General features: G+C 35.8%; 23 protein-coding genes and 1 tRNA gene. 5 read left to right on the top strand and 19 right to left on the bottom strand.

The genetic code is table 11. The features are described 5' to 3' along the window. Nucleotides 1-39: 39 nt before the first annotated feature. Both P700755_RS11915 and P700755_RS11910 read right to left on the bottom strand, forming a co-directional pair. Entirely contained in the window at nucleotides 40-723 is a 684-nt protein-coding gene (locus P700755_RS11915) for a peptidoglycan DD-metalloendopeptidase family protein (protein WP_015024910.1), read from the bottom strand. Between the two features lie 76 nt (nucleotides 724-799). Further along, a complete protein-coding gene (locus tag P700755_RS11910) occupies nucleotides 800-1,228 on the bottom strand; it encodes an organic hydroperoxide resistance protein (protein WP_015024909.1) in 429 nt (142 codons plus the stop codon). 87 nt (nucleotides 1,229-1,315) lie between these two features. Between P700755_RS11910 and meaB the strand changes: the two genes are divergently transcribed. Next, on the top strand, nucleotides 1,316-2,395 hold the full coding sequence (gene meaB / locus P700755_RS11905; RefSeq protein WP_015024908.1) for a methylmalonyl Co-A mutase-associated GTPase MeaB: 1,080 nt from the start codon (nucleotides 1,316-1,318) through the stop codon (nucleotides 2,393-2,395). Nucleotides 2,396-2,409: 14 nt separating this feature from the next. On the opposite strand, the gene P700755_RS11900 is transcribed toward meaB, so the two are convergent. From P700755_RS11900 to P700755_RS11890, 3 genes are read right to left on the bottom strand one after another with little or no spacing between them, the layout of a single operon-like run. Then, nucleotides 2,410-2,973: a phosphatase PAP2 family protein gene (locus tag P700755_RS11900; protein WP_015024907.1), complete on the bottom strand. Its 564-nt coding sequence runs from the start codon at nucleotides 2,971-2,973 to the stop codon at nucleotides 2,410-2,412. Beyond that, entirely contained in the window at nucleotides 2,973-3,197 is a 225-nt protein-coding gene (locus tag P700755_RS11895; protein WP_003440919.1) for a hypothetical protein, read from the bottom strand. Before P700755_RS11895 ends, P700755_RS11900 begins: the two co-directional genes overlap by 1 nt. Beyond that, on the bottom strand, nucleotides 3,197-4,561 hold the full coding sequence (locus P700755_RS11890) for an MATE family efflux transporter (RefSeq protein WP_015024906.1): 1,365 nt from the start codon (nucleotides 4,559-4,561) through the stop codon (nucleotides 3,197-3,199). Before P700755_RS11890 ends, P700755_RS11895 begins: the two co-directional genes overlap by 1 nt. A gap of 197 nt (nucleotides 4,562-4,758) precedes the next feature. Between P700755_RS11890 and P700755_RS11885 the strand changes: the two genes are divergently transcribed. Then, the gene (locus tag P700755_RS11885; RefSeq protein WP_015024905.1) at nucleotides 4,759-5,361 is read left to right on the top strand and encodes a hypothetical protein; all 603 of its coding nucleotides are present in this window, start codon (nucleotides 4,759-4,761) and stop codon (nucleotides 5,359-5,361) included. On the opposite strand, the gene P700755_RS11880 is transcribed toward P700755_RS11885, so the two are convergent. The 3 genes from P700755_RS11880 to P700755_RS11870 form a co-directional block, all read right to left on the bottom strand. Beyond that, entirely contained in the window at nucleotides 5,358-6,530 is a 1,173-nt protein-coding gene (locus tag P700755_RS11880) for a sigma-54-dependent transcriptional regulator (RefSeq protein ID WP_015024904.1), read from the bottom strand. The genes P700755_RS11885 and P700755_RS11880 overlap by 4 nt on opposite strands. A 206-nt stretch (nucleotides 6,531-6,736) precedes the next feature. Beyond that, the gene (gene dnaJ / locus P700755_RS11875) at nucleotides 6,737-7,861 is read right to left on the bottom strand and encodes a molecular chaperone DnaJ (RefSeq protein WP_015024903.1); all 1,125 of its coding nucleotides are present in this window, start codon (nucleotides 7,859-7,861) and stop codon (nucleotides 6,737-6,739) included. Nucleotides 7,862-7,867: 6 nt separating this feature from the next. Next, nucleotides 7,868-8,452, bottom strand: a complete 585-nt coding sequence (locus tag P700755_RS11870) for a nucleotide exchange factor GrpE (protein WP_015024902.1) — start codon at nucleotides 8,450-8,452, stop codon at nucleotides 7,868-7,870. Nucleotides 8,453-9,219: 767 nt separating this feature from the next. On the opposite strand from P700755_RS11870, the gene P700755_RS11865 reads away from it, so the two are divergent. The 3 genes from P700755_RS11865 to P700755_RS11855 all read left to right on the top strand — a co-directional run bounded on the left by P700755_RS11865 (nucleotide 9,220) and on the right by P700755_RS11855 (nucleotide 11,681). Continuing rightward, the gene (locus P700755_RS11865; RefSeq protein WP_015023771.1) at nucleotides 9,220-9,714 is read left to right on the top strand and encodes a helix-turn-helix domain-containing protein; all 495 of its coding nucleotides are present in this window, start codon (nucleotides 9,220-9,222) and stop codon (nucleotides 9,712-9,714) included. A gap of 13 nt (nucleotides 9,715-9,727) precedes the next feature. Next, nucleotides 9,728-10,300 carry an IS630 family transposase gene (locus tag P700755_RS11860; RefSeq protein ID WP_083858505.1) on the top strand — a complete coding sequence of 191 codons (573 nt, stop codon included), beginning with the start codon at nucleotides 9,728-9,730 and terminating at the stop codon, nucleotides 10,298-10,300. Between the two features lie 145 nt (nucleotides 10,301-10,445). After that, entirely contained in the window at nucleotides 10,446-11,681 is a 1,236-nt protein-coding gene (locus P700755_RS11855; protein WP_015022770.1) for an IS4-like element ISPto2 family transposase, read from the top strand. 505 nt (nucleotides 11,682-12,186) lie between these two features. Here P700755_RS11855 and P700755_RS11850 read toward each other — a convergent pair. From P700755_RS11850 to tuf, 11 genes are all read right to left on the bottom strand, one after another. Further along, a complete protein-coding gene (locus tag P700755_RS11850; protein ID WP_015024900.1) occupies nucleotides 12,187-12,504 on the bottom strand; it encodes a DUF3467 domain-containing protein in 318 nt (105 codons plus the stop codon). Nucleotides 12,505-12,506: 2 nt separating this feature from the next. Beyond that, nucleotides 12,507-16,814, bottom strand: coding sequence for a DNA-directed RNA polymerase subunit beta' (rpoC, locus tag P700755_RS11845; RefSeq protein WP_015024899.1), 4,308 nt, complete (start codon nucleotides 16,812-16,814; stop codon nucleotides 12,507-12,509). Between the two features lie 68 nt (nucleotides 16,815-16,882). Next, on the bottom strand, nucleotides 16,883-20,695 hold the full coding sequence (rpoB, locus tag P700755_RS11840; RefSeq protein ID WP_015024898.1) for a DNA-directed RNA polymerase subunit beta: 3,813 nt from the start codon (nucleotides 20,693-20,695) through the stop codon (nucleotides 16,883-16,885). Nucleotides 20,696-20,856: 161 nt separating this feature from the next. Continuing rightward, entirely contained in the window at nucleotides 20,857-21,228 is a 372-nt protein-coding gene (gene rplL / locus P700755_RS11835; RefSeq protein WP_015024897.1) for a 50S ribosomal protein L7/L12, read from the bottom strand. Between the two features lie 46 nt (nucleotides 21,229-21,274). Then, complete coding sequence (gene rplJ / locus P700755_RS11830) at nucleotides 21,275-21,796, bottom strand: 50S ribosomal protein L10 (protein WP_015024896.1); 522 nt, start codon at nucleotides 21,794-21,796, stop codon at nucleotides 21,275-21,277. Between the two features lie 12 nt (nucleotides 21,797-21,808). Next, complete coding sequence (gene rplA, locus P700755_RS11825; RefSeq protein WP_015024895.1) at nucleotides 21,809-22,504, bottom strand: 50S ribosomal protein L1; 696 nt, start codon at nucleotides 22,502-22,504, stop codon at nucleotides 21,809-21,811. 15 nt (nucleotides 22,505-22,519) lie between these two features. Continuing rightward, nucleotides 22,520-22,957: a 50S ribosomal protein L11 gene (rplK, locus tag P700755_RS11820; RefSeq protein WP_015024894.1), complete on the bottom strand. Its 438-nt coding sequence runs from the start codon at nucleotides 22,955-22,957 to the stop codon at nucleotides 22,520-22,522. 74 nt (nucleotides 22,958-23,031) lie between these two features. Further along, nucleotides 23,032-23,583 (bottom strand): transcription termination/antitermination protein NusG, encoded by a 552-nt coding sequence (gene nusG, locus P700755_RS11815; protein WP_015024893.1) that lies wholly within the window; start codon nucleotides 23,581-23,583, stop codon nucleotides 23,032-23,034. 3 nt (nucleotides 23,584-23,586) lie between these two features. Next, on the bottom strand, nucleotides 23,587-23,784 hold the full coding sequence (secE, locus tag P700755_RS19370; RefSeq protein WP_015024892.1) for a preprotein translocase subunit SecE: 198 nt from the start codon (nucleotides 23,782-23,784) through the stop codon (nucleotides 23,587-23,589). Between the two features lie 14 nt (nucleotides 23,785-23,798). Beyond that, nucleotides 23,799-23,871, bottom strand: a tRNA-Trp gene (locus P700755_RS11805). 126 nt (nucleotides 23,872-23,997) lie between these two features. Further along, on the bottom strand, nucleotides 23,998-25,182 hold the full coding sequence (gene tuf, locus P700755_RS11800) for an elongation factor Tu (RefSeq protein ID WP_015024891.1): 1,185 nt from the start codon (nucleotides 25,180-25,182) through the stop codon (nucleotides 23,998-24,000). Between the last annotated feature and the right edge of the window lie 73 nt (nucleotides 25,183-25,255).

Here is a 25,255-nt window from a genome sequence, read left to right as displayed (position 1 = left end):
ATATAACTAAAAGGCTATGGGTAAACTATTGTTAAAAAATTAGATTTCAAAATTTAGGATAAGGTTGGGATCAGGACAATTATTGCGGTAATAGTTAAGTTTTCTTTCTGAAGACACTCCAGGATAATCGCCAACGTAATCTTCCAAATCAAAGATTAATTGGTAATGTAAATGTGGAGGATAATTTCCATTAACCTCATTAGACCCAAGACTAGCAAAAGCTTCTCCCTTAGTGATTCTTTCTCCAATATTAAACTTAGACAAGGTATCTAAAGCGAGGTGTCCATATAAAGAATACCAACGAAGTTTATGGATGTGATGTTCCAAAACTAGTGTTGGCCCATAGTCTCCATGGTTTATATTATTCTTTAAGCTATGCACTACACCAGTTGTGGGTGCATAAATAAGAGTGTCTGAAGGTGCCCAGATATCAAGACCCAAATGGATATCCCTTTTGTTTCCTGTAGTTTCTATACCAAAATAAGAGCTTCTAGAATAAAGACTTCTTTGTTCCAGATATCCTCCAAAGGCGGCTTTAGCCTTTTTCTGGTTCAAATAAGAATGGATATAGTTTTCTAGGGCGAATTCTGTCGATAAATCTAAGTTAACTTCAGATGTTTTTCGTGAAGATAAATCTAAGTGGATGTAATCCTTTTCAGAAAAGTCGGGGCCTAATATAGAAAAGAACTCTTCTGATAAGTGGTCTTTTAATAAACTCAACATATAAGTAAGTATTAAAGCTATGAAATAACAAAACCCCAGCAGTACTGAGGTTTTAAACTATTTTACAAGTAATTGATTACTCGTCTCTTAAAAGATTGAGAGTGACATCTATATTATCTCTTGTCGCTCTTGAGAATGGACATAGCTCATGAGCTTCATTTATTAAATTTTCCCCAGTCTTGATGTCTTCCACACCAGGTAAGAAGGAATCTAAAATTACGGATAGCTGTAGATTTCCATCTTCAACCTTACCAATACTCACATAAGCTGATACACTAAAATCTCCTAAGTCAACTTTATGCTTATCAGCAACAAGACTTAAGGCGCTTCCAAAACAAGCAGAATATCCAGATCCAAAAAGCTGTTCAGGGTTAACTCCATCTGCACCATCTCCTCCAAGTTCTTTAGGCATACTTAGTGGTAAATCTATTGAACCATCTTCGGTTTTCACATGTCCTTTTCTTCCTCCTTTTGCTGTAGCTTTCGCAGTATAAAGTGTTTTCATTATTTTAATTTTTAATTCAATCGAATATACTAATCACAATAGCGCATTAAAAAAATGAATTCATAAATTTGTACTAAATGTAAAACTATGCCTTCTTCAAAAAATAAATCAGCACTTCAGGAGAAAAAAAGCGATTCTCATTCCAATTTGAGCGCTATCTCTGCTGAGAGAATTAAATCTTTGAGGCGAGAGAAAAAAGATATTAATGAGCTTATACAAGGTGTTTTAAAAGGAAATAAAACAGCTTTAAGTCAAGCTATTACACTAATTGAAAGTCGAAGTAAAAGGCATACTGATGATATAAAAACAGTCATTTCATCGTGTTTACCTCATGCCAATAAATCTCTAAGAATCGGTATTACGGGAGTCCCTGGTGTTGGTAAAAGCACTTTCATTGAGCAATTGGGTCTTCGTCTTACTCATGAAGGTCACAAGGTAGCAGTATTAGCAGTGGATCCTTCAAGCTCTGTGTCTAGAGGAAGTATTCTTGGAGATAAGACAAGAATGGAAAAATTGGTTCAAGAGCCTAATGCCTTTATTAGACCAACTGCCTCTAGTGAATCTCTGGGTGGAGTTGCCAGAAAAACAAGGGAAAGTATATTACTATGCGAAGCTGCGGGATTTGACATCTTACTTGTTGAGACTGTCGGCGTTGGACAGAGTGAAACTACAGTACATAGTATGACCGACTTCTTTTTATTATTGAAGCTAGCGGGAGCAGGTGACGAATTACAAGGCATCAAACGAGGCATCATAGAAATGGCGGACGCTATTATCATCAATAAGTCGGATGGTGAAAATATTAAACCTGCTAAGAGAGCTAAAGTTGAATTCACCAATGCGTTACACATGTACCCAGCAAAACAAAACGGCTGGTCTCCTAAAGTTAAATTAGCCAGCGCTCTAAATAATGTAGGAATTGAGAAAGTCTGGACTATGATTTCAAAATATGCTACGATAGTGAAATCTAACGGTTTCTTTGAGAACAAACGAGCCTATCAAAATCAGTTTTGGCTCACGCAAACCATCGAAGACTCATTAAAAAGAGAATTCTACCAAAATGAAACCATTAAAGCTGAATTTCCTGAAGTCCTTAAGAAAATTCAATCTCAACAAATGAGTCCCTTTGAAGCTGCAGATTATCTTTTAAAAAAAGCAAAATTATAAGTCTTGCTTTTGAATTATTTATCGAACCTGAATCGCAGGTACTTACATAATTTATAAAACAAAAATCCGATGGCTATTCCAAAAACTGCTCCCGTAAAAATATCTGCTGGATAATGAACTCCAACGTAAATACGGCTATAAGTCACCATAAAAGCCCAGAAAAAGAGCCAGTAAAACACATATTTATAGTAAGGTTTCAAAACATTGGACACTAGAGTTGCAACCGCAAAAGAACTGATGGCATGCCCAGAGAAGTAGCCATATTTACCACAACGCTTAGCCAAAAACCTACCGTATTCAATAAAGGGTTCGTTACAAGGTCGTAATCTTTGAAAACTGTCTTTAAAAAAGTTGGCCATCTGATCTGTAAAGGTGATCATTAACGCTACAACAACTACTGTAATCAATAAACCTCGCAATCGTATTTTTTTGAAAATCAAAAATAAAAGAATAGCATAAAGCGGAATGGAGGTTTCCTTTTCGGTAAGTAGCACCCAAAACCAATCCCATTCTTTAATTCCAAGATTATTGAGATAAAGAAAAAGTTCGCGATCTATCTGTTTTAAAGTTTCCAACATTATTGATAACGATCTACTTCTCTATCGTAAAATTCACTAGCTTCTTTTACTAGATTATTGGTTTCCTCAAGAAATTCTTCTTCATTTTCAACATCAAAATTTTCAAACCACTCAATATCATCCGTTTTTAGATCGATGATAAATCTTGGGAATTCTGTATGAATAATAAATATAGAATCTGGAACATCTGTATTATCACCTAATATAAACCGGGGTAATTTCATTATGCAGTAGATTTTGTTTTTTCAAAAGTAAGAATTTGTTTTTTGGAGAGCATATTAAATCGAATATATAACATAATAGCTGATGCTGTTAAGCCAGTGAGTAAACCGAGCCAAATACCTATATTTCCTAGAGCTTCAGCTTTACCAGCAAAGTAAGACACAGGAAATCCAATTAGCCAATAAGCAACAAAACAAATCAACGTCGGAATCTTAACATCCTGAAGACCACGTAGAGCTCCTAAAATAACAACTTGCAAACCATCACTCAATTGAAAAAGTGCTGCAATAACAAGTAGTTGCGAAGCTAGCATGAGGACTTCTGCATCATCTATATAAAGAGTAGGTAAAAATCCTTTAAGCAGGATAAACCCAAGCGCAAAAAAACCTTCTATAATAAATACTTGTAAGAATACAGAATACGCTACATCCCTTAAAGTTTTAAACTGTTTTTTTCCCTTTTGATTGGAAACGCGAATAGTAGCAGTGACTCCCAAACCAACCGCTATCATAAAGGTCATAGAGGCCAAGTTTAGGGCAATTTGATTGGCAGCCTGAGAATTGGTTCCTAAAGTTCCTGCTAATAAGACGGTGGCTGTAAAAATCCCCCCCTCAAACAGCATCTGTAAGGCCGTAGGGAAACCGAGATTGATCAAACGTTTAAATATTTTCTTATCCAAAGACTTTTTCATCAACACAAAATACGGCTTGAGCTTAGGCCGCTTACTTAAAATTAAATACAGAAGAACAAGCATAAAAATTCGAGAGATAAGAGTCCCAATTGCAGCCCCCTCTAATTCCAATCTTGGAAAAAACCAAACCCCATAAATCAATAAATAATTAAAAATAACATTGACCACATTTGCTGAAAGTATAGCGTACATAGCATATTTGGTCATGGAAAGACCATCTGCGAATTGCTTGAATCCCTGAAAAATCATCAGCGGAATCAAAGAAAATGCTACAATGTCTAAATAGGGTAATGCTAAGTCCACAACATCTTTAGGTTGATCGAGGTGATATAAAATAGGTTTGGCTAATAAAAGGAGGAGGAATAATATAATTCCATTAACAGTACACATTACTAGGCCATGTTGAAAAAACACACGCCCTTTTTGAATGTCTGCTTCTCCATCCGCTTCTGCGATAAAGGGAGTGATTGCAAAGCTGAAACCTATACCCAGAAAAAGGGCTAAAAAAATAAGAGTATTACCCAAAGAAACAGCAGCCAATGGAGCTGCTCCTAAATTACCTATCATCAAATTATCTACAAAACCTACTAAAACATGGCCCAGCTGTCCCATCATTATGGGAAAAGCAAGACTGAAGTTTTTAGGAAATTCTTTGGTGTAAGTTGATAAATTCAAGGCTGTTTTTTTTTGATGTGCAAAAGTACGCTTTGGGATTTAAAAAAGGCAGATCGTGTGTTGTAAAATCTTTAAATCTAAAAAAAAATAGAATCATTTACAACTTAGACCTACAGACATAAACTTGCTCTTCCAATTCTGGTAATGGATAATATTTTTAAATTATATTTGAATTTTAAACTTGAAAACAAGCAGATTTGAAGCAAGATTTTGATAAAGATGAAATCATTGGCCATGTAGCTACACTTCTAGAAGAAATACCAACTTCTCTAGAGATCGTCAAAGACGATTCCAAGAAGAAAGAAAGGTTTAGATATTTAGCTAAGCACATGGTTGAGAAAGCCATAAATAAAGAGGCCCTTTTGGTTTCTGATAATGGAAGAGGCATCGCTATTTTCTTCAAAATGGATGGGAAAAGCGACGGTTTTTGGGCGGAATTGTTGAGCGACTTAAAACTTGCCGTCAACGTCACAGGATTAAGAAAAGGACTTAAAGCCTTGAAATCCCAAAAATTTGTAAGGCAGCAACGCCCCACTGAAGGGGAATTTCTATACTGTTGGTTTTGGGGAATTTTACCTGATGCTAGAGGCAACAGCAGCGACAAAACCCCCTACAAGATGAAAGACGAAATGTATCGTATTTCTAAATCACTTCAATTGCCTATTTATGCGGAAACTCGAGTTAGAAAGGTGAGTATTGCTTACAGAAGGTATGGGTTTGAGATGGTGAAAGAATGGGAACACCCGAGTGGCGATATCATGTATTTTTTAAAATACGTCCCTCCTACGCTTGACAATTAGGTCGACTTGAGTTGCACAAATTGCTTCACATCTTTATCTGAAATTTGCTGATCGCCTAATATAATAAGGCGCTCGACAACATTCCTAAGCTCTCGAATATTACCAGTCCAGTCCAGTTGTTCTAAAATTGAAATAGCTTTATCGTCAAAGGTTTTGGGCTTGGTTCCTTGCTCTCCGGCTATTTTTTCTGTAAAATGCCGTATCAATTCTGGAATATCTCTTCGTCTTTCATTTAGAGAAGGAACATGAATAAGAATTACAGCGAGCCTATGGTAAAGGTCTTCTCTGAATCTCTTTTCAGCAATTTCATCTTTTAGGTTTTTATTGGTTGCTGCAATAACTCTCACATCTACTTTAATGTCTTTATCGCTTCCTACACGTTGCACTCTATTTTCCTGTAAAGCCCTTAAAACTTTTGCTTGAGCAGACAAACTCATATCCCCTATTTCATCAAGAAAAATAGTCCCTCCATTAGCAGCTTCAAATTTTCCAGCCCTATCTTTATTGGCAGAAGTAAAAGCTCCTTTAACGTGACCAAAAAGTTCACTTTCAATTAATTCTGAGGGTATAGCTGCGCAATTCACCTCTATAAATGGTCCTTTATTTCGTTCGCTTTTTTCGTGAAGCCAATGAGCGACAAGCTCTTTCCCTGTACCATTTTCACCAGTAATCAAAACTCTTGCTTCTGTAGGGGCCACTTTATTAATCATAGATTTTATCTGTTCCAACTCCTCAGAATTACCTATCATTTCGAATTTCTTAGACACCTTTTTTTTCAGCTGCTTGTTTTCTTGTGCCAATTGAGTATGATCTAAGGCTATTCTTACAGTATTCAATAAGCGGTTAAGATCTGGAGGTTTAGAGATATAATCGAAAGCCCCCATACGCATGGTTTCTACAGCAGTCTCAATATCCCCATGTCCAGAAATCATGACTACAGGAAGATCTGGATTTAGTTTCTGACAAGCTGACAAGACTTCCAAACCATCCATTTTTGGCATTTTTATATCACAAAGGATAAGATCATAATTGTTCTTTTTAATGAGCTCAATACCTAACAAACCATCCTCAGCTTCTTCAACAATGTAGTTTTGCTCTTCTTCAAGTAATATTTTTTTGAGAACACGCCTTATCGCATCTTCATCTTCAATAATTAAAATTTTGGACATCGCTTTTCGTATTTATAAAAATTAAATATAGACCATATCTTATGGTTTAGAAAAAAGCATCTTCATTTTTTATGTATTTTAAACTTCGTTCTTCTAAAAAAACAAAACCCACTCTACGATGTAGAGTGGGAAAAAAATTGCTATGAAAAAAAAACATCGCTAAAAAATAACGATGTTCAAATATATATAATTAAATGTTAACCAACTTATGAGAACATATCTTTTACCTTTTCAAAGAAAGATTTATCCATTCGGTCAGGATTAGGTTCAAAGTTTGAGTCCCCTAAATTTTCTTCAAAATATTCTTTTTGTTCTTTAGATAAGGTTTGTGGCGTCCATACATTAATATGCACAAGTAAATCACCAACGCTATACCCGTTTAAATTAGGCAGACCTTTGTTTCTTAATCTTAGGATTTTACCACTCTGCGCACCTGGCTCTACTTTAATCCTAACTTTACTATTTACAGTTTGAATTTCTTTGCTAGCCCCAAGTGCAGCTTCAGGATAACTGATGTAGAGATCGTAATGCAAGTTTTCTCCATCACGTTGAAGACTTTCGTGCTCCTTAACCTCTATAAGAACAATAAGGTCTCCAGGAATACCATCTCCAACAGGTTCATTTCCTTTGTTGGAAACTTTCAGTTGCATACCATCTTCAACTCCTGGTGGAATTTTAATGGATACCGCTTCTTCGACCATTTTTAGACCATGAGCATCTGTGCCTTGACCCTTTTTATCAATAATTTGGCCCGAACCTGCACAAGCTGTACATACGGATGCCGTTTGCATTCTTCCTAGAATGGTATTTGTCACTCTGGTGACTTGACCAGAACCCCCGCATGTTGAGCAGGTCCTAAATGTAGTATCTTCTGGCTTTTTCTTTCTAGAGACTTTCATCTTTTTATCTACCCCCTTAGCGACCTCTTCTAGTGTAAGACTAACGCGTATCCTCAGGTTTCCACCTTTAGCACGTTGTCTACCGCCAAAACCGCCTCCAAATCCAGAGAATTCTTGAGATCTACCTCCAAATCCTCCGCCGAAAATGTCTCCAAATTGACTGAAGATGTCATCCATGTTCATTCCACCTCCACCAAAGCCTTGGGAACCGTCAAAAGCACCATGACCAAATTGGTCGTACTTCTGTCTTTTTTCTTCGTTTCCTAAAACTTCGTAGGCCTCTGCCGCTTTTTTAAATTTGGCTTCAGCTTCGCTATTGTCTGGATTTTTATCTGGATGAAACTTAATAGCCATCTTTCGGTAGGCTTTTTTAATTTCAATTTGTGAAGCTCCTTTAGATAATCCTAGTATGTCGTAATAATCTTCTTTCATAAAATTTTATTTTCCAGTCACTACTTTAGGGTATCTAATAATTTTATCACCCAATGTATATCCTTTTTCAACTACGTCAATAATTTTACCTTTCATGTCTTCACTTGGGGAAGGCACTTGAGTAATAGCTTCATGTAATTCAGAATCAAAAGCATCACCTTCTTTTATTGACATCACCTCAAGCCCCCTGTGAATAAGAGTTTCTCTTAGTTTAGTATTAATGAGCTCAATACCTTCTACAAGAGATTCATCTTCAGATTTTTTGATTTGGAGTAAGGCACGATCAAAATCATCAAGAACGGGAAGCATAGCTTGCATCACATCTTGACTAGCTGTTTTGAACAACTCCATTCTTTCCTTTGAAGTTCGGCGCTTATAGTTTTCAAACTCAGCAAAAAGTCTTAAGTACTTATCATCTTTAGCATCTAACTCTTGCTGAAGTCTCTCTTCTGTTGACAGCTCAACTTCGGGAGTATCCCCTACTTCATCACTTTGTTGTTCATGGACTTCTGAAGTTTCCACTTCTGAATTGACATCAACATCATTTTGTGTTGATTCTATATCGTCTTTGTTTGATTTATTTTCACTCATCGATTATAAATTTACGTATGTTATGGCAAATGTATTGCCAATTGTGTTCTAATGCCATAATGACAGTGTTCTACTCTGGACTATTTTTAGATATTAATTTTTAAATCTAAAAATAGAAAAGTAATTAATTCTCTTTTTGCATTATTAATCGCTGTAGTGACAATTTGTAAAAGCGATAAAAACTGAAACTTCTGTTGTCAAGGAAACCATAGTAACTTCTGATTTAGCTTCAACATATAATGTCAATTTAGAGCAATCTAAAATTAATTGGACAGGTTCAAAACCAGCTGAACAATACAACGGTCAAGTTTATTTATCTGAAAGCAGGTTGAAAGTAAATACAGGAGAACTTCAGGGTGGATATATTACTATTGATATAACGACTAATACCAAATTATATTTATAATGCCGTATGAATAAATTGAATTATACTACGACATAGCTCAGCACAGGTTTTTTGACTGATTGAAATCAAAAATAACTAGCATAGCCTAAGCTACGGTAATTATTTTTGATGAAAAGCAGGCGGAAAAGAAACGATTTATTGCGTCATTATAGGTCTAATACCAAATTATATTTATAATGCCGTATGAATAAATTGAATTATTTTTTAATTGATTGATTGAAATCAAAAATAACTAGCATAGCCTTAGCTACGGTAATTATTTTTGATAAAAAGCAGGCGAAAAAGAAACGATTTATTGCGTCATTATAGGTCTAATACCAAATATGTTTTGTATTGCCGTATATTTTTAGTATATTTATGAATGGGAAGAAAAGCAATTTTAGAGATCAAGGAATCAGATTCGGAGCTAAACAAACTCTTGTTAAAACAGAAAACCTTAAAAGCAGAAAAACGTTTAAAGAGTTTGCTAGCCATTAAGTCTGGCAAATTTGAAACCCGACAAGAATTAGCTGATTTTTTAGGGATTCATATCAGAACCCTAGAAAGGTGGATTGTGAACTACAATGCTGGTGGGGTTGAGATGATGTTAACTGATAAGCCTAAAAATAAAACGTCTAAAATTATTACACCACAAATACATAAGGGTTTATCCCAAAGAGTACATGACCCAAATAATCCTTTTTTGGGATACTGGGATGCTCAAAATTGGGTAGAACAAGAGTATGGCGTAGTTGTTAAGTACCAACGGATCCGTGAGTATTTGATTCAACATTTTAAAACAAAACCCAAGACTCCTAGGAAATCTCACTACAAAAAAGATGTAGAGGCTGAAAAAGCTTTTTTAAAAACTCCCTAATACGCTAGATAACATTAGAATTAGTCTTAATAAAGATAGTTACGACTCTGTTAATTTATACTTTCAAGATGAAGCTCGATTTGGAATGATGAATCATCTTGGAAAATACATAACTGCTAGCGGTGTAAAGCCAATAGTGACCTATCAACAGATTTATAAAACGACCTATCTATATGGTAGTTACTCTCCAATAAACGGAGACTCTTTTGTTTGGGAAATAAATGGTGTAAGTACTAACATATTTCAAGCCTATCTGCGGGAATTTTCAACACATAATCCAAAGGAATATAAAATTGTAGTGATTGATAATGCAGGGTTTCATTCTACAAAAAATATAGAGGTGCCACAAAATATAGTCTTGTTAAGAATACCCCCATACAATCCTGAACTAAACCCATGCGAACAAGTATGGCAATACATTAAAAATCGATTTAAGAATCAAAGATTCGAATCGATGAAAAGTTTAAAAGAATGGCTAAGCGAAATGGTCTGCGAAATGAAACCTGAAACCATTAAATCTATAACAGGAAACCATCATTTTCTAAAGGCTTTTAATACGGCTTTTAATACGGCATTTAATAACTAAATTGGTATAATTTGGTATAAAGTGTACTTTATCTTAAAAGTCAAGAAAAGAAAGATATAGAAAATCACACTAGCATCCGAAAGTCGGGATTTTAAAAAGCCCTCAGAATCACGTATTTTTGAGTTCTACCAAAAACTTTTCAAATATGGGACTCTTCAGGCGAAACAAAAATAACAATAAACCAGTCATTCGACAAATTTTAGATTTAGTACCCCATTGGTTATTTAGAAGTTGCACCAATACCTACAAAACAGATAAAGGTGTTCATAAGTATAGAACTTACGACCAGTTTGTTGCTTTAACTTTCGGACAGCTTAATAAGTGCCAGAGCCTCAATGATATATCAGCAGGAATTGGAGTTAGCGAGATTTTTATAAGCGACTTAGGTTTAACCCAAAGCCCTGCTCGTTCTACAATGAGCGATGGCAATAAAAAGCGTGACTGGCAGGTGTTTGAGAGCTTGTATTATCGTTTATTAAGTCACTATAAATCGGTGCTAAAACAGCATCATAACACCCATATTATAGAAGAGATTAAGGGCAAGGTAGTTAAACTAATAGATAGCTCAACGATTTCCTTGTGTCTGGCTATGTTTGATTGGGCAGAGTTTCGGACAGCTAAAGGAGGTATTAAATTGCACACTAGCTGGGATTATAATTTAATGATACCTGATGTAGTAAATATAACAGAAGCAAAGGTTCATGACAGATATGGATTAAAGCAACTGATTTTCCCTAAAGACACTATTATAGTTGAAGACAGAGCTTATTTCGATTTTGAATTAATGCTCAATAGAATAAAAGCAGAAAATGTATTTGTTACTAGAATTAAGTCCAACACTTTGTATGAAACGATAGAGGAGCTGGAGCTTGCTGATGATGTTGACCAACATATTCTTAAAGATGAAATAATACAACTTACATCAGGTAGGGCGATAGAAACGGGTATTTCAAAGCATAAACTAAGATTGGTACATGTTTATAAAGAAGATGAAAACAAAGTAATTGCCATTATTACCAACCAACTTGATTGGGAATACAATACCATTGCAGCATTATATAAGAAACGTTGGGATATTGAATTGTTTTTTAAAGCTTTAAAACAAAACCTACAAGTAAAAACCTTCTGGGGAACCAGTGAGAATGCAGTAAAATCGCAAATATATGTAGCGCTGATAAATTATCTACTTTTAGAGCTTATAAAGCGAACTATTTCCAAAAAAGCAGTTGCTTTTTCTAATTTGTCAGAAAAAGTGAGATTTTGCTTATATCACTACTTATCACTAGACTATGTGTGCAATGAAGTCAGAGAAGGTGTTCGTAAAGTGACAATTTCACCACAAAAAGTATTAGTGTTAGAGAGGGACTTATTTTCTGGGTAAAGTGAGCTTTTTAATGTAAACATTGGGGTAGAAACATGTTTCTTACTTCTTTCTAAAAACTTTCGGATGCTAGTGAGAAAATCACTTAAAAGGATATACAAATGATAAAGAAGATCACTTCTATAACGTGAATAAATATCCTGAAGCGAATTTTGAAATTAACAGTGTAGAAAATAAAGATAGGCTGACTCTGTTATCTTGGAATTGAAACTTGAAGGAAACCTCTATAAACATCATTTTCACTGTTCAAGTCTCTATGAACGAAGGTGATGATTCGTTGATTTTGACATCAGAGGACATTGGTCTGAGACAAAACAGAATGAGAAATATTTATGTCTAAATCTTTTATTGAGAGTTTAGGTGATATATTTATTAACGATTGAGTAAAAATTGCTTTGAATTTGAAAGCTTACAAAGCTGAATAACCACCTATCAGATTTTATTCAAATAAAAATCCCCTCAAGCTAATGTTTGAGGGGATTTTTTTAAAGATCTACAATGTAAATTAAGCTTCACCAGTAGGTCCACCAAAATTCAAAGGAATATTGGTTTTATCTTGTTCTTTAATCGAACCCTGACTTTTTTCAAAACGATTGATGTTATCACTCAATGCCCTCATCAAACGCTTAGCATGTTGTGGTGTAAGTATAATTCTCGATCTCACTTTATTCTTAGGAGATCCAGGCATTATGTTTACAAAATCCAGTACAAACTCAGTTTGAGAATGATTGATAATCGCCAAGTTACTATATATACCCTGAGCGACATCGTCGTCTATCTGTATATTGAGCTTCTGTTGTTTCTTATCGTTTTGATCGCTCATGATTAATTAAAGTTTACATTTACTTGTTGTTTTTTCTCCATCATATTAGCCAATTCTTCTTTAGAACCAACTATGATGTCGTCAAACTCTCTTAAACCTGTACCTGCAGGAATTCTATGTCCTACAATTACATTTTCTTTCAATCCTTCTAAGTAATCTACTTTTCCACTTACAGCAGCTTCGTTTAATACTTTGGTTGTTTCTTGGAAAGAAGCAGCCGAAATGAATGATTTGGTTTGTAGAGATGCTCTTGTAATTCCTTGTAAGATTGGAGCGGCAGTAGCAGACTCTGCGTCTCGCGCAGTAACCAATTGCTTATCCTCGCGTTTCAAGATAGAATTTTCATCTCTTAATTCACGGATCGTGACAATTTGACCAGGTTTTAAGTTCACACTGTCACCTGCCTCCTCTATAATTTTCTTACCAAAAATGTTATCGTTCTCTTCGATAAAGTCTTCTTTATGCACCAATTGGTTTTCTAAGAATATCGTATCTCCAGAGTCTTGAATCCTAACTTTTCTCATCATCTGTCTTACAACAACTTCAAAGTGTTTATCGTTGATCTGCACTCCTTGTAATCTATAGACCTCCTGCACCTCGTTCACTAGGTATTGTTGCACAGCGCTAGGACCTTTGATTTTCAAGATATCTTCTGGAGTAACAGAACCATCGGATAATGGCATACCTGCTTTTACATAATCATTTTCTTGTACTAAGATCTGATTAGAAAGTTTAACCAAGTATTTTTTAATCACACCAAGTTTAGACTCTATGATAATTTCACGGTTACCTCTTTTAATTTTTCCAAAAGAAACAACACCATCAATTTCACTTACTACAGCAGGATTTGAAGGATTTCTTGCTTCAAACAATTCTGTTAGTCTTGGAAGACCCCCCGTAATATCACCAGTTTTTGATGATTTTCTAGGAATTTTAACCAAGATCTTTCCGATTTTGATTTCTTCGTCATCATCCACCATTAAGTGAGCTCCAACAGGTAAGTTATAAGATCTCATAATTTCACCACCGCTATTTTTGATGTGAAGTGTAGGAATCTTACGCTTATTCTTAGATTCAATAATTACTTTTTCTTGGAAACCAGTTTGCTCATCACTTTCAACATCGAAAGTCTGACCTTGAGTGATATTTTCAAATTCAATTTTACCAGAGAATTCTGAAATAATTACACCATTATAAGGATCCCATTTACAAATAACATCTCCTTTTTTGATTTTATCTCCAGGACTTACCAGAAGTTCAGAACCATAAGGGATAACATTTGTACTTAAAGCAATTCCAGATTTTTTATCGATGACTTTTATTTCTGAAGTTCTTGAAATAACAATGTCTGTTTTCTTGCCATCGTTATTTTTTCCTTCAACTGTTTTTAAGTCTTCAATTTCTGCAACACCATCAAACTTAGATTCCAATTTGTTTTCTTCTGAAATGTTACCTGCAATACCTCCAACGTGGAAAGTTCTTAGGGTTAACTGAGTACCTGGCTCACCTATAGATTGGGCAGCGACAACTCCTACAGCTTCACCTCGCTGGACTGTCTTATTGGTTGAAAGGTTTCTACCATAACACTTCACACAAATTCCTTGTTTAGCCTCACAAGTTAATGGAGAGCGAACTTCAACTGAGTTTAAAGCAGAGACTTCAATTTTATCTGCAGCATCTTCATGGATTTCATCTCCAGACTCTACAAGTAAATCTTGAGAAATAGGATCTATAATATCGTTCAGAGCCGTTCTACCAACGATACGTTCTCCTAAACTTTCTACAACTTCATCATTTTTCTTCAATGCAAAGACTTCAATACCTCTTAAGGTTCCACAGTCTTCTTCTCTTACAATTACATCTTGAGAAACATCTACCAGTCTACGGGTTAAGTAACCAGCATCGGCAGTTTTAAGAGCCGTATCGGCAAGACCTTTACGAGCACCGTGAGTAGAGATAAAGTATTCTAAAATTGAAAGACCTTCTTTAAAGTTAGATAAAATAGGATTTTCAATAATTTCTCCACCTGCAGATGTAGATTTTTTAGGCTTAGCCATCAAACCACGCATACCTGTTAACTGGCGAATTTGCTCCTTAGAACCCCTTGCACCAGAATCAAGCATCATATATACAGAGTTGAAACCTTGCTGATCTTCACGGATACGCTTCATCGCGAGTTCTGTTAGATTTGCATTGGTAGCAGTCCATATATCAATAACTTGGTTGTAACGTTCATTGTTTGTGATAAGACCCATGTTATAGTTTCCTATAACACCTTCTACTTGCTCATTTGCATCATCAATCATAGATTGCTTTTCTGCTGGGATAATAATATCACCAAGAGAGAAAGACAATCCACCTTTAAAGGCGAAATTGTACCCTAGACTTTTAATTTCATCTAAGAATTCAGCAGTTTCAGGAACAGATGTTTTCTTAAGCACTCTCGCTATAACATCACGTAATGCTTTCTTCGTCATTACATCGTTGATAAAACCTACACTATCAGGGATAGTTTGGTTAAACAAGACCCGTCCTACTGTCGTTTCTATATTTTTCTTAACGATATCTCCATTTTCATCAACATCGTTAGTTCTAATTGTAATTAATGCATTTAATTCAACTTGCTTTTCATTGTAAGCAATGTTAACTTCTTCATCAGAATAAAACCTAAGGCCTTCTCCTTTCACTTTATGTTCTGGAGTAGAAGATCTTGGCTTAGTCATATAGTATAATCCAAGTACCATATCCTGAGAAGGAACAGTAATAGGAGAACCATTTGCAGGATTCAAAATACTATGAGAGGCCAACATTAAAAGTTGAGCTTCCAAAATAGCTTCTGGACCAAGTGGTAAATGAACCGCCATTTGATCACCATCAAAATCGGCATTAAATGCAGTACAAACCAATGGGTGCAGTTGTATCGCCTTACCTTCAATCAACTTAGGTTGAAAAGCTTGTATACCAAGCCTGTGAAGCGTTGGCGCACGGTTAAGCAATACAGGATGACCCTTAAGTACATTTTCAAGGATATCCCAAACTACTGGTTCTTTTTTGTCAATTATTTTCTTAGCCGATTTTACAGTCTTAACAATTCCTCTTTCAATCAGTTTTCTGATAACAAAGGGCTTGTAAAGTTCTGCAGCCATATCTTTTGGCAATCCACATTCAAACATTTTCATTTCAGGACCAACAACAATAACCGAACGTGCTGAATAATCCACACGTTTACCAAGTAAGTTTTGTCTGAAACGTCCTTGCTTTCCTTTTAAAGAATCTGAAAGCGATTTCAGAGGTCTGTTAGAATCAGTTTTAACCGCTGAAGATTTCCTTGTATTATCAAACAAAGAATCTACAGATTCCTGCAGCATACGCTTTTCGTTTCTCAAAATAACTTCAGGAGCCTTTATTTCCATCAATCGCTTTAAACGATTGTTTCTAATAATCACTCTACGGTATAAGTCATTTAAATCTGAGGTCGCAAAACGTCCACCATCAAGTGGCACAAGTGGTCTTAATTCTGGTGGAGTTACAGGGATCACTTTCATGATCATCCACTCAGGATTATTCTCTCTATTTTTTGTAGAATCTCTTAAAGCTTCAACAACTTGTAGACGCTTTAAAGCTTCAGTTTTTCTTTGCTTAGAAGTTTCATTGTTAGCTTTATGTCTTAGGTCGTAAGACAGTTCATTAAGATCTAAGCGCTTTAAAATTTCCAAAAGACACTCAGCACCCATTTTGGCGATGAATTTGTTTGGATCGTCGTCGTCTAAATATTGGTTCTCTTGTGGAATTTTTTCAAGAATATTCAAATATTCTTCTTCCGTTAAGAAATCCATTTTTTTGAGTGACTCTCCCTCTTCATTTTTAGCATCCCCTGGCTGAACGACTACATAACGCTCGTAGTAAATAATCATGTCCAGTTTCTTGGAAGGAATCCCAAGAAGGTAACCTATTTTATTAGGTAACGATCTAAAGTACCAAATATGAGCAACAGGAACGACTAAGTTGATATGTCCAACACGGTCTCTTCTTACTTTCTTTTCGGTTACTTCAACTCCACAACGGTCGCAAACAATTCCTTTGTAGCGTATTCTTTTGTATTTTCCACAAGCACATTCATAATCTTTGACAGGGCCAAAAATTCGTTCACAAAACAATCCATCTCTTTCCGGCTTGTGTGTTCTGTAGTTAATAGTTTCAGGTTTTAAAACTTCACCTCGAGATTCACCTAGAATTCTCTCTGGAGAAGATAAACCTATAGAGATTTTATTAAATCTCTTTTGTGTATTCTTATCATTATTTCTTGTCATAATACAAGTGCTAAAGAATTATTGAAATATAATGTGATAATCAACCCCACCCTTAGGTGGGATTGTTATTACTCTTCTAATCTGATATCTAGTCCTAGACCTTTCAATTCGTGCATCAATACATTGAAAGATTCTGGTAATCCTGGCTCTGGCATTGGTTCACCTTTTACGATTGCTTCGTAAGTTTTGGCTCTACCGACAACATCATCAGATTTTACAGTCAAAATTTCTCTTAATGTGGCAGACGCTCCGTAAGCTTCTAAAGCCCAAACTTCCATCTCACCAAAACGCTGTCCACCAAATTGTGCTTTACCACCTAGAGGTTGCTGTGTGATTAAAGAATAAGGTCCTATAGATCTAGCGTGCATTTTATCTTCAATCATATGACCTAGTTTCAGCATATAAATCACACCTACAGTTGCAGGTTGATCAAAACGCTCACCAGTTCCACCATCAAAAAGATACGTATGTCCAAATCTTGGAATTCCAGCTTCGTCGGTCAATTCATTAATTTGGTCTAAAGTGGCTCCATCAAAAATTGGAGTTGCAAATTTCTTACCTAATTTTTGTCCAGCCCAACCTAGTACAGTTTCGTAGATCTGTCCAATGTTCATACGCGATGGTACGCCCAATGGATTCAATACGATATCTACAGGAGTTCCATCGTCCAAAAATGGCATATCCTCTTCTCTTACGATTTTAGCGACAATACCTTTGTTTCCGTGACGACCAGCCATCTTATCACCTACTTTCAATTTACGCTTCTTAGCTACGTAAATTTTAGCGAGTTTTAGAATACCAGATGGAAGTTCATCTCCAACTGTTATAGTAAACTTCTCTCTTCTAAGGTTTCCTTGAAGGTCGTTTTGCTTGATTTTATAGTTGTGCAGTAGATCTGCTACTAAAGCATTGGTGCCTTTATCTGTAGTCCAAGTCCCTTTAGTTAAGTGACTGAAATCTTCCACAGAATTCAACATCTTCAACGTATACTTCTTACCTTTTGGCAGAGTATCTTCCCCTAAATCATTTTGTACACCTTGAGCAGTTTTTCCTCCTACAATTCCGAATAACTTATCTATCAAACGGTTTCTTAGATCTTCAAATTTAATTTGGAAATTTCCTTCCAAAGCATCAATCTCTTGTTTATCCTGAGCACGCTTACGCTTATCTTTAACAGCTCGAGTAAACAATTTTTTGTCAATAACGACACCGTTAAGTGAAGGAGAAGCTTTTAAAGAAGCATCTTTTACATCGCCAGCTTTGTCTCCAAATATAGCTCTCAGTAATTTCTCTTCAGGAGTAGGATCGCTTTCACCTTTTGGTGTGATCTTACCGATGAGGATATCTCCAGGCTTAATTTCTGCACCTATTCTTATCATACCATGCTCATCCAAATCTTTAGTCGCTTCTTCAGAAACGTTTGGAATATCGCTGGTCAATTCTTCATTACCAAGCTTGGTATCTCTCACTTCTAAAGAATACTCATCGATATGAACTGAAGTTAAAATATCATCTTTAACCACACGCTCAGAAATTACAATAGCATCCTCAAAGTTATAGCCTTTCCATGGCATAAATGCCACTTTCATATTTCTACCTAAAGCTAGCTCTCCATTATCTGTTGCATAACCTTCACAAAGAACTTGTCCTTTAGTAACTCTATCACCAACGCGAACGATAGGTTTTAGGTTAATCGTAGAACCTTGGTTTGTTTTTCTGAATTTAATCAGATTATAAGTTTTGTGATCTTCGTCAAAACTAACAAGTCTTTCATTTTCAGTTCTGTCGTAATCTATGATGATTTTTCTAGCATCAACATACTGAACACGCCCTTCACCTTCGGCATTGATCAAGACTCTTGAATCTTGAGCAACTCTTCTTTCAAGTCCTGTTCCTACGATAGGAGCATCTACTCTCAATAATGGAAGTGCTTGACGCATCATGTTAGATCCCATCAAAGCTCGGTTGGCATCATCGTGTTCCAGAAATGGAATTAATGAAGCAGAGATCGATGAAATCTGGTTAGGTGCAACATCAATATAATCCACATCTTTTGGATCTACAACAGGGAAGTCACCTTCCATTCGTGCAATAACACGTTCTGAAGTGATAGCTCCATCTTCTGAAATAGGGATATTGGCCTGCGCAATCAATTTATTTTCTTCCTCTTCTGCTGAAAGGTATAAAGGATCTGATTTAAAATCAATTTTTCCATTTTCAACCTTACGGTATGGAGTTTCGATAAATCCCATACTGTTCACTTTTCCATAAACTGACATTGAAGAAATCAAACCAATGTTTGGGCCTTCAGGAGTTTCAATAGGGCAAAGCCTTCCGTAGTGAGTATAGTGAACATCACGAACCTCAAACCCAGCTCTTTCTCTAGATAAACCTCCAGGTCCTAAAGCAGAAAGCCTACGTTTATTAGTTAATTCAGCCAATGGATTGGTTTGATCCATAAACTGAGACAACTGATTTGTTCCAAAGAAAGAATTGATGACAGATGACAATGTCTTCGCATTAATCAAGTCAATTGGTGTAAAGACTTCATTATCTCTAACATTCATTCTCTCTCTAATGGTTCTTGCCATCCTAGCTAAACCAACACCAAATTGTTGAGACAATTGCTCACCAACTGTTCTTACACGACGGTTAGAAAGGTGGTCAATATCGTCAACTTCAGCTTTGGAATTAACAAGTTCTATTAGATACTTGATGATGGTAATAATATCTAATTTTGTAAGGACCTTACTGTCCATACTGATATTAAGACCTAGCTTTTTATTCATTCTATAACGACCAACTTCACCTAAGTTGTAACGTTGATCTGAGAAAAACAACTTATCAATAATACCTCTAGCTGTTTCTTCATCAGGCGGCTCAGCATTACGAAGTTGTCTATAAATATGCTCTACTGCTTCTTTTTCAGAGTTAGTAGGATCTTTTTGTAATGTATTGTATATGATGGCATAGTCACCGGTCAAATTCTCTTCTTTGTGAAGTAAGATCGTTTTTGAACCCGTTTCTAAAATCTCTTCAATATGGTCTTTTTCTAAAACGGTATCACGGTCGAGTACGATTTCATTTCTTTCAATCGACACTACCTCTCCTGTATCTTCATCTACGAAATCTTCATACCATGTATTTAAAACCCTTGCAGCTAATTTTCTACCAAGGTATTTTTTAAGACCTGTTTTTGAAACTTTGACTTCTTCAGCAAGATCAAATATTTCTAAAATATCTTTATCCCTTTCAAAACCTATAGCTCTAAAAAGTGTAGTAACAGGTAATTTCTTTTTCCTGTCGATGTAGGCATACATCACAGAATTTATATCAGTCGCAAATTCAATCCACGATCCTTTAAAAGGAATAACTCTAGCGGAATATAGCTTAGTTCCGTTAGCATGGAAAGACTGACCAAAAAATACACCTGGTGATCTGTGTAATTGTGAAACAACAACACGCTCTGCTCCATTAATCACAAACGTACCACTGGGTGTCATATAGGGAATAGTCCCTAAATAGACGTCCTGTACAATCGTTTCAAAATCCTCGTGTTCTGGATCAGTACAGTAAAGTTTTAATCTCGCCTTTAAAGGCACACTGTAAGTAAGACCTCTTTCAATACATTCTTGTATCGAATATCTTGGAGGATCTACAAAGTAATCTAAAAATTCAAGTACAAATTGATTTCTCGTATCTGTAATTGGGAAATTTTCTTTGAAGGTATTATATAAGCCTTCGTTGGATCTTTCTTCTGGTTTAGTTTCAAGCTGAAAAAAATCTTGAAAAGATTTAACTTGGATATCCAGAAAATCTGGATAATCTGGCTTGTTTTGTACGGAAGAAAAACTAATTCTTTCATTATGAATTGCTAACATCTAAGGAAGATTTTAATGCTTTGAATTTTATAAAATTCATCAGCAATATTAACTTATAAAAAGTAAAATAAACACGTCGCGTATAGATACGCAAAATGGTTTAGGCCCACAAGATGACTAAATCTTGTGGTCTAAACCTATTGTTAAAAATATTGTTAGGCTTACTTAAGCTCAACTTCAGCACCTGCTTCTTCTAATTGTGCTTTCAATGCTTCTGCTTCGTCTTTAGAAACAGCTTCTTTAACTGGAGCTGGTGCACTATCTACTAATCCTTTAGCATCTTTAAGACCTAAACCTGTCAATTCTTTAACAAGTTTAACAACCGCTAATTTAGATCCACCTGGAGCTTTTAATATGACATCAAATTCTGTTTGCTCCTCAACTTCTTCAGCGCCAGCAGCACCGCCACCAACAACTACTGGAGCAGCAGCAGGTTCTATACCATATTCATCTTTTAAAATATCAGCTAATTCATTTACTTCTTTTACAGTAAGATTAACTAATTGTTCTGCGAAATCTTTTAATTCTGCCATTTTCTATCGTTTTAGTGTAATTTAATATTTAGTAATTAGTGCGTGTTTATTCTTCTTTTTCTGAAAGGGTTTTTAGGATACCTGCCAGTTTACCTCCACTAGATTTAAGCGCTGAAATAACGTTTATAGCTGGAGATTGTAACAATCCAATGATATCACCAATCACTTCGTCTTTAGATTTAATATCTACAAGAGCATCTAGGTATTCATCGCCAACATAAACTGACTCTGCAACATAGGCGCCTTTTAAAACTGGCTTCTCATTTTTCTTTCTAAAGGTTTTAATCACTTTAGCAGGAGCGTTTCCTGTTTCAGAAAGCATAATTGAAGTACTTCCTTTCAGAATACCTGTAAGCTCTCCAAATTCCTTATCTGAACTTTCCATAGCCTTAGCTAGGAGAGTATTCTTAACTACCATCAACTTAACGTCTGCTCTATAACAAGCACGTCTTAGGTCTGATGTTAATGTTGCGTTCAACCCTGAAATGTCTGCTAGGTATACATTCGATGAATCTGCTAACTTAGTAGTTAAATCTTTTATTACTGTAGATTTCTCTTCTCTTGTCATAACTTAATATTATTACTCGGTAAATCGTTTCGTATCGATTTCAATACTTGGACTCATTGTAGAAGCGATGTAGATACTTTTTATATAAATACCTTTCACTACTTGAGGTTTAAGTTTGACGAGCGTAGTTAGTAATTCTCTTGCATTTCCAGCAATTTTTTCTGCATCAAAGGATACTTTACCTACAGCAGCATGAACTATACCAGTTTTATCAACTTTAAAGTCGATTTTACCAGCTTTCACTTCTGAAACTGCTTTGGCGATGTCCATAGTTACTGTACCAGTCTTTGGATTAGGCATCAAACCTCTTGGGCCTAATACTCGTCCTAAAGGACCTAATTTACCCATTACACTAGGCATAGTTACGATAACATCAACATCGGTCCATCCACCTTTGATTTTATCAAGGTATTCGTCCAATCCTACATAATCAGCACCAGCATCTTCAGCTTCTTTCGCTTTATCTGGAGTGACTAATGCCAAAACTTTTACATCTTTACCAGTTCCGTGAGGAAGTTTGACCACTCCACGAACCATTTGGTTAGCTTTTCTAGGATCTACATTTAGTCTTACAGCTAAATCAACAGATTCGTCGAAATTAGCGTAAGCCATATCTTTCAATAAAGCAGAGGCATCAGCTACTGAATAAGTTCTAGACTCATCCACTTTACTTTGCGCTTCTTTTTGCTTTTTAGTTATTTTTGCCATGTTAATTTCGTTTTGTTAAAATGGTGCATTACCTTTTACAGTTATTCCCATAGATCTGGCTGTACCAGCTACCATTTTCATAGCAGATTCCATAGAAAATGCATTCAAATCTTGCATTTTATCTTCAGCTATAGCTTTCACCTGATCCCATGATACGGTACCAACTTTTTTACTATTAGGCTCGCCAGATCCTTTCTTTATTTTTGATGCTTCCATCAATTGAACTGCTGCAGGTGGTGTTTTAATTACAAAATCAAAGGATTTATCCTTGTATACTGTAATTTCTACAGGAAGGATTTTCCCACCTTTATCTTGAGTCCTACCATTGAATTGCTTACAGAATTCCATGATATTTACCCCAGCAGCACCTAAAGCAGGTCCAACTGGCGGAGATGGGTTTGCTGCACCACCTTTTACCTGGAGTTTTACTACTTTACTTACTTCTTTTGCCATTTTTCAAAATTTAGTCGAATTGTTTTCAGTGGGAAGCATTATAAATAAAAACAACTCTGTATTATATGTAACATTTAAATTTTCTCTACTTGCATATAGCTAAGTTCTACTGGTGTTTTACGACCAAAGATCTTAACCATAACTTGGAGCTTTCGTTTATCTTCATTTATCTTATCAATAGTTCCAGTAAAACTATTGAAAGGACCATCAACTACTTTAATAGATTCACCAATATTGAATGGTATAGCCACATTTTCTTTTTGTGTAGAAAGTTGATCGACTTTACCCAACATTCTATTTACTTCAGATTCACGCATTGGGACAGGATCTCCTCTTTTGGTTTCACCCAAAAATCCAATAACCCCATTCACGTTTTTAATCACGTGTCCAACTTCTCCTTCGAGGTTAGCATTTACCATAATGTAACCCGGAAAATAAACTTTTTCCTTGGTTATTTTCTTTCCATCACGGATCTGAACCACATTTTCTGTAGGGACGAGGATATCATCGACGTAATCACTAAGACCTTGGTGTGAGATTTCTTTTTCAATATAATCTTTCACCTTGTTCTCAGAACCGCTAATGGATCTAACCACATACCATTTCTTTAAACTTGTTTCTGACATGTGCTATGATTTAACCCAATTAAAATATTGCTTGACAGCTCCGCTAAAAACCTCATCGATTCCCCAAATGGCGAGCGAAAAAAGGATTGAAAATACAGCTACAATAACCATGAGTTTTTGTCCCTCAGCCCAAGTTGGCCAAGTCACATGATTTTTTAATTCCTCGTAAGACTCGCTTACGTAATTTTTAAAGTTTGACATCTTCTTAAGATTTGCACGGGTTGAGAGGCTCGAACTCCCGACACCTGGTTTTGGAGACCAGTGCTCTACCAACTGAGCTAAACCCGTAAATGGTTCATTTTTTAAAGCGTGCAAAGAAACAAAATAAAATGCACTTAAAAAAAGAAAATTTAAAAAGTTAAGGTATCTCTAATAGACACCTTAACTGATTTTTTAATAATTCTTATAAAAGAATTAGATGATTTCAGTAACCTGACCAGCACCAACTGTACGTCCACCCTCACGGATAGCGAATCTTAAACCTACGTTTAAGGCGATTGCTTGAATTAAGTCTACAGTAATTGTTAAGTTATCCCCAGGCATAACCATTTCAACTCCATCGGGAAGATTGATTGTACCTGTAACATCTGTTGTTCTTACGTAGAACTGTGGTCTATAGTTATTATGGAATGGTGTGTGACGTCCACCTTCTTCTTTCTTAAGGATATATACTTCAGCCTTAAATTTAGCATGTGGCTTAACAGAACCAGGTTTTGCAATAACCATACCTCTAGTGATTTGGTTTTTTTCAATACCTCTTAACAAGATACCAACGTTATCTCCTGCTTCACCTCTATTAAGAATTTTACGGAACATTTCAACTCCAGTAACTGTTGACTTTAAATTTTCAGCACCCATACCGTTGATCTCGACAGGATCACCTGTATTTGCAACACCAGTCTCAATACGACCAGTTGCAACAGTACCACGACCTGTAATTGAGAACACATCTTCAATAGGCATTAAGAAATCTTTTTCAATATCTCTTTCTGGCAATTCAATGTAATCATCAACTGCTTCCATAAGATCTAGGACAGTTTTGCCCCACTTCTCATCACCTTCTAAAGCACCAAGAGCTGAACCTGAAATAACAGGAGCATTGTCACCATCATATTCGTAAAAAGAAAGTAAATCTCTTACTTCCATTTCAACAAGCTCTAAAAGCTCATCATCATCTACAAGGTCAACCTTGTTTAAGAAAGTAACAATTCTAGGGATACCAACCTGACGTCCTAGAAGAATATGCTCACGTGTTTGTGGCATTGGACCATCAGTTGCAGCTACTACTAAAATAGCACCGTCCATTTGTGCAGCACCAGTAACCATGTTTTTCACATAATCGGCGTGACCTGGACAGTCAACGTGTGCATAATGACGATTGGCTGTTTGATATTCAACGTGAGAAGAGTTGATGGTAATACCACGCTCTTTCTCCTCAGGTGCATTATCAATTTGATCAAAAGCACTAGCTTCAGAATATCCAGCATCTGCCATAACCTTAGTAATAGCAGCTGTAAGAGTAGTTTTTCCGTGATCGACGTGACCAATAGTACCTATATTAAGGTGCGGTTTGGATCGATCAAATTTTTCCTTTGCCATAGTAATAATTATTTAATCTTAGTTATATATTAGTGTTAGTGTTTATAACAACATAAAAAGCCAACAAAACTAA

The organism is Psychroflexus torquis ATCC 700755 (genome assembly GCF_000153485.2).
Lineage (GTDB): Bacteria > Bacteroidota > Bacteroidia > Flavobacteriales > Flavobacteriaceae > Psychroflexus > Psychroflexus torquis.
Note: the sequence above shows the minus strand (reverse complement) of the source record. Positions and strands in the feature narration are given on the sequence as shown.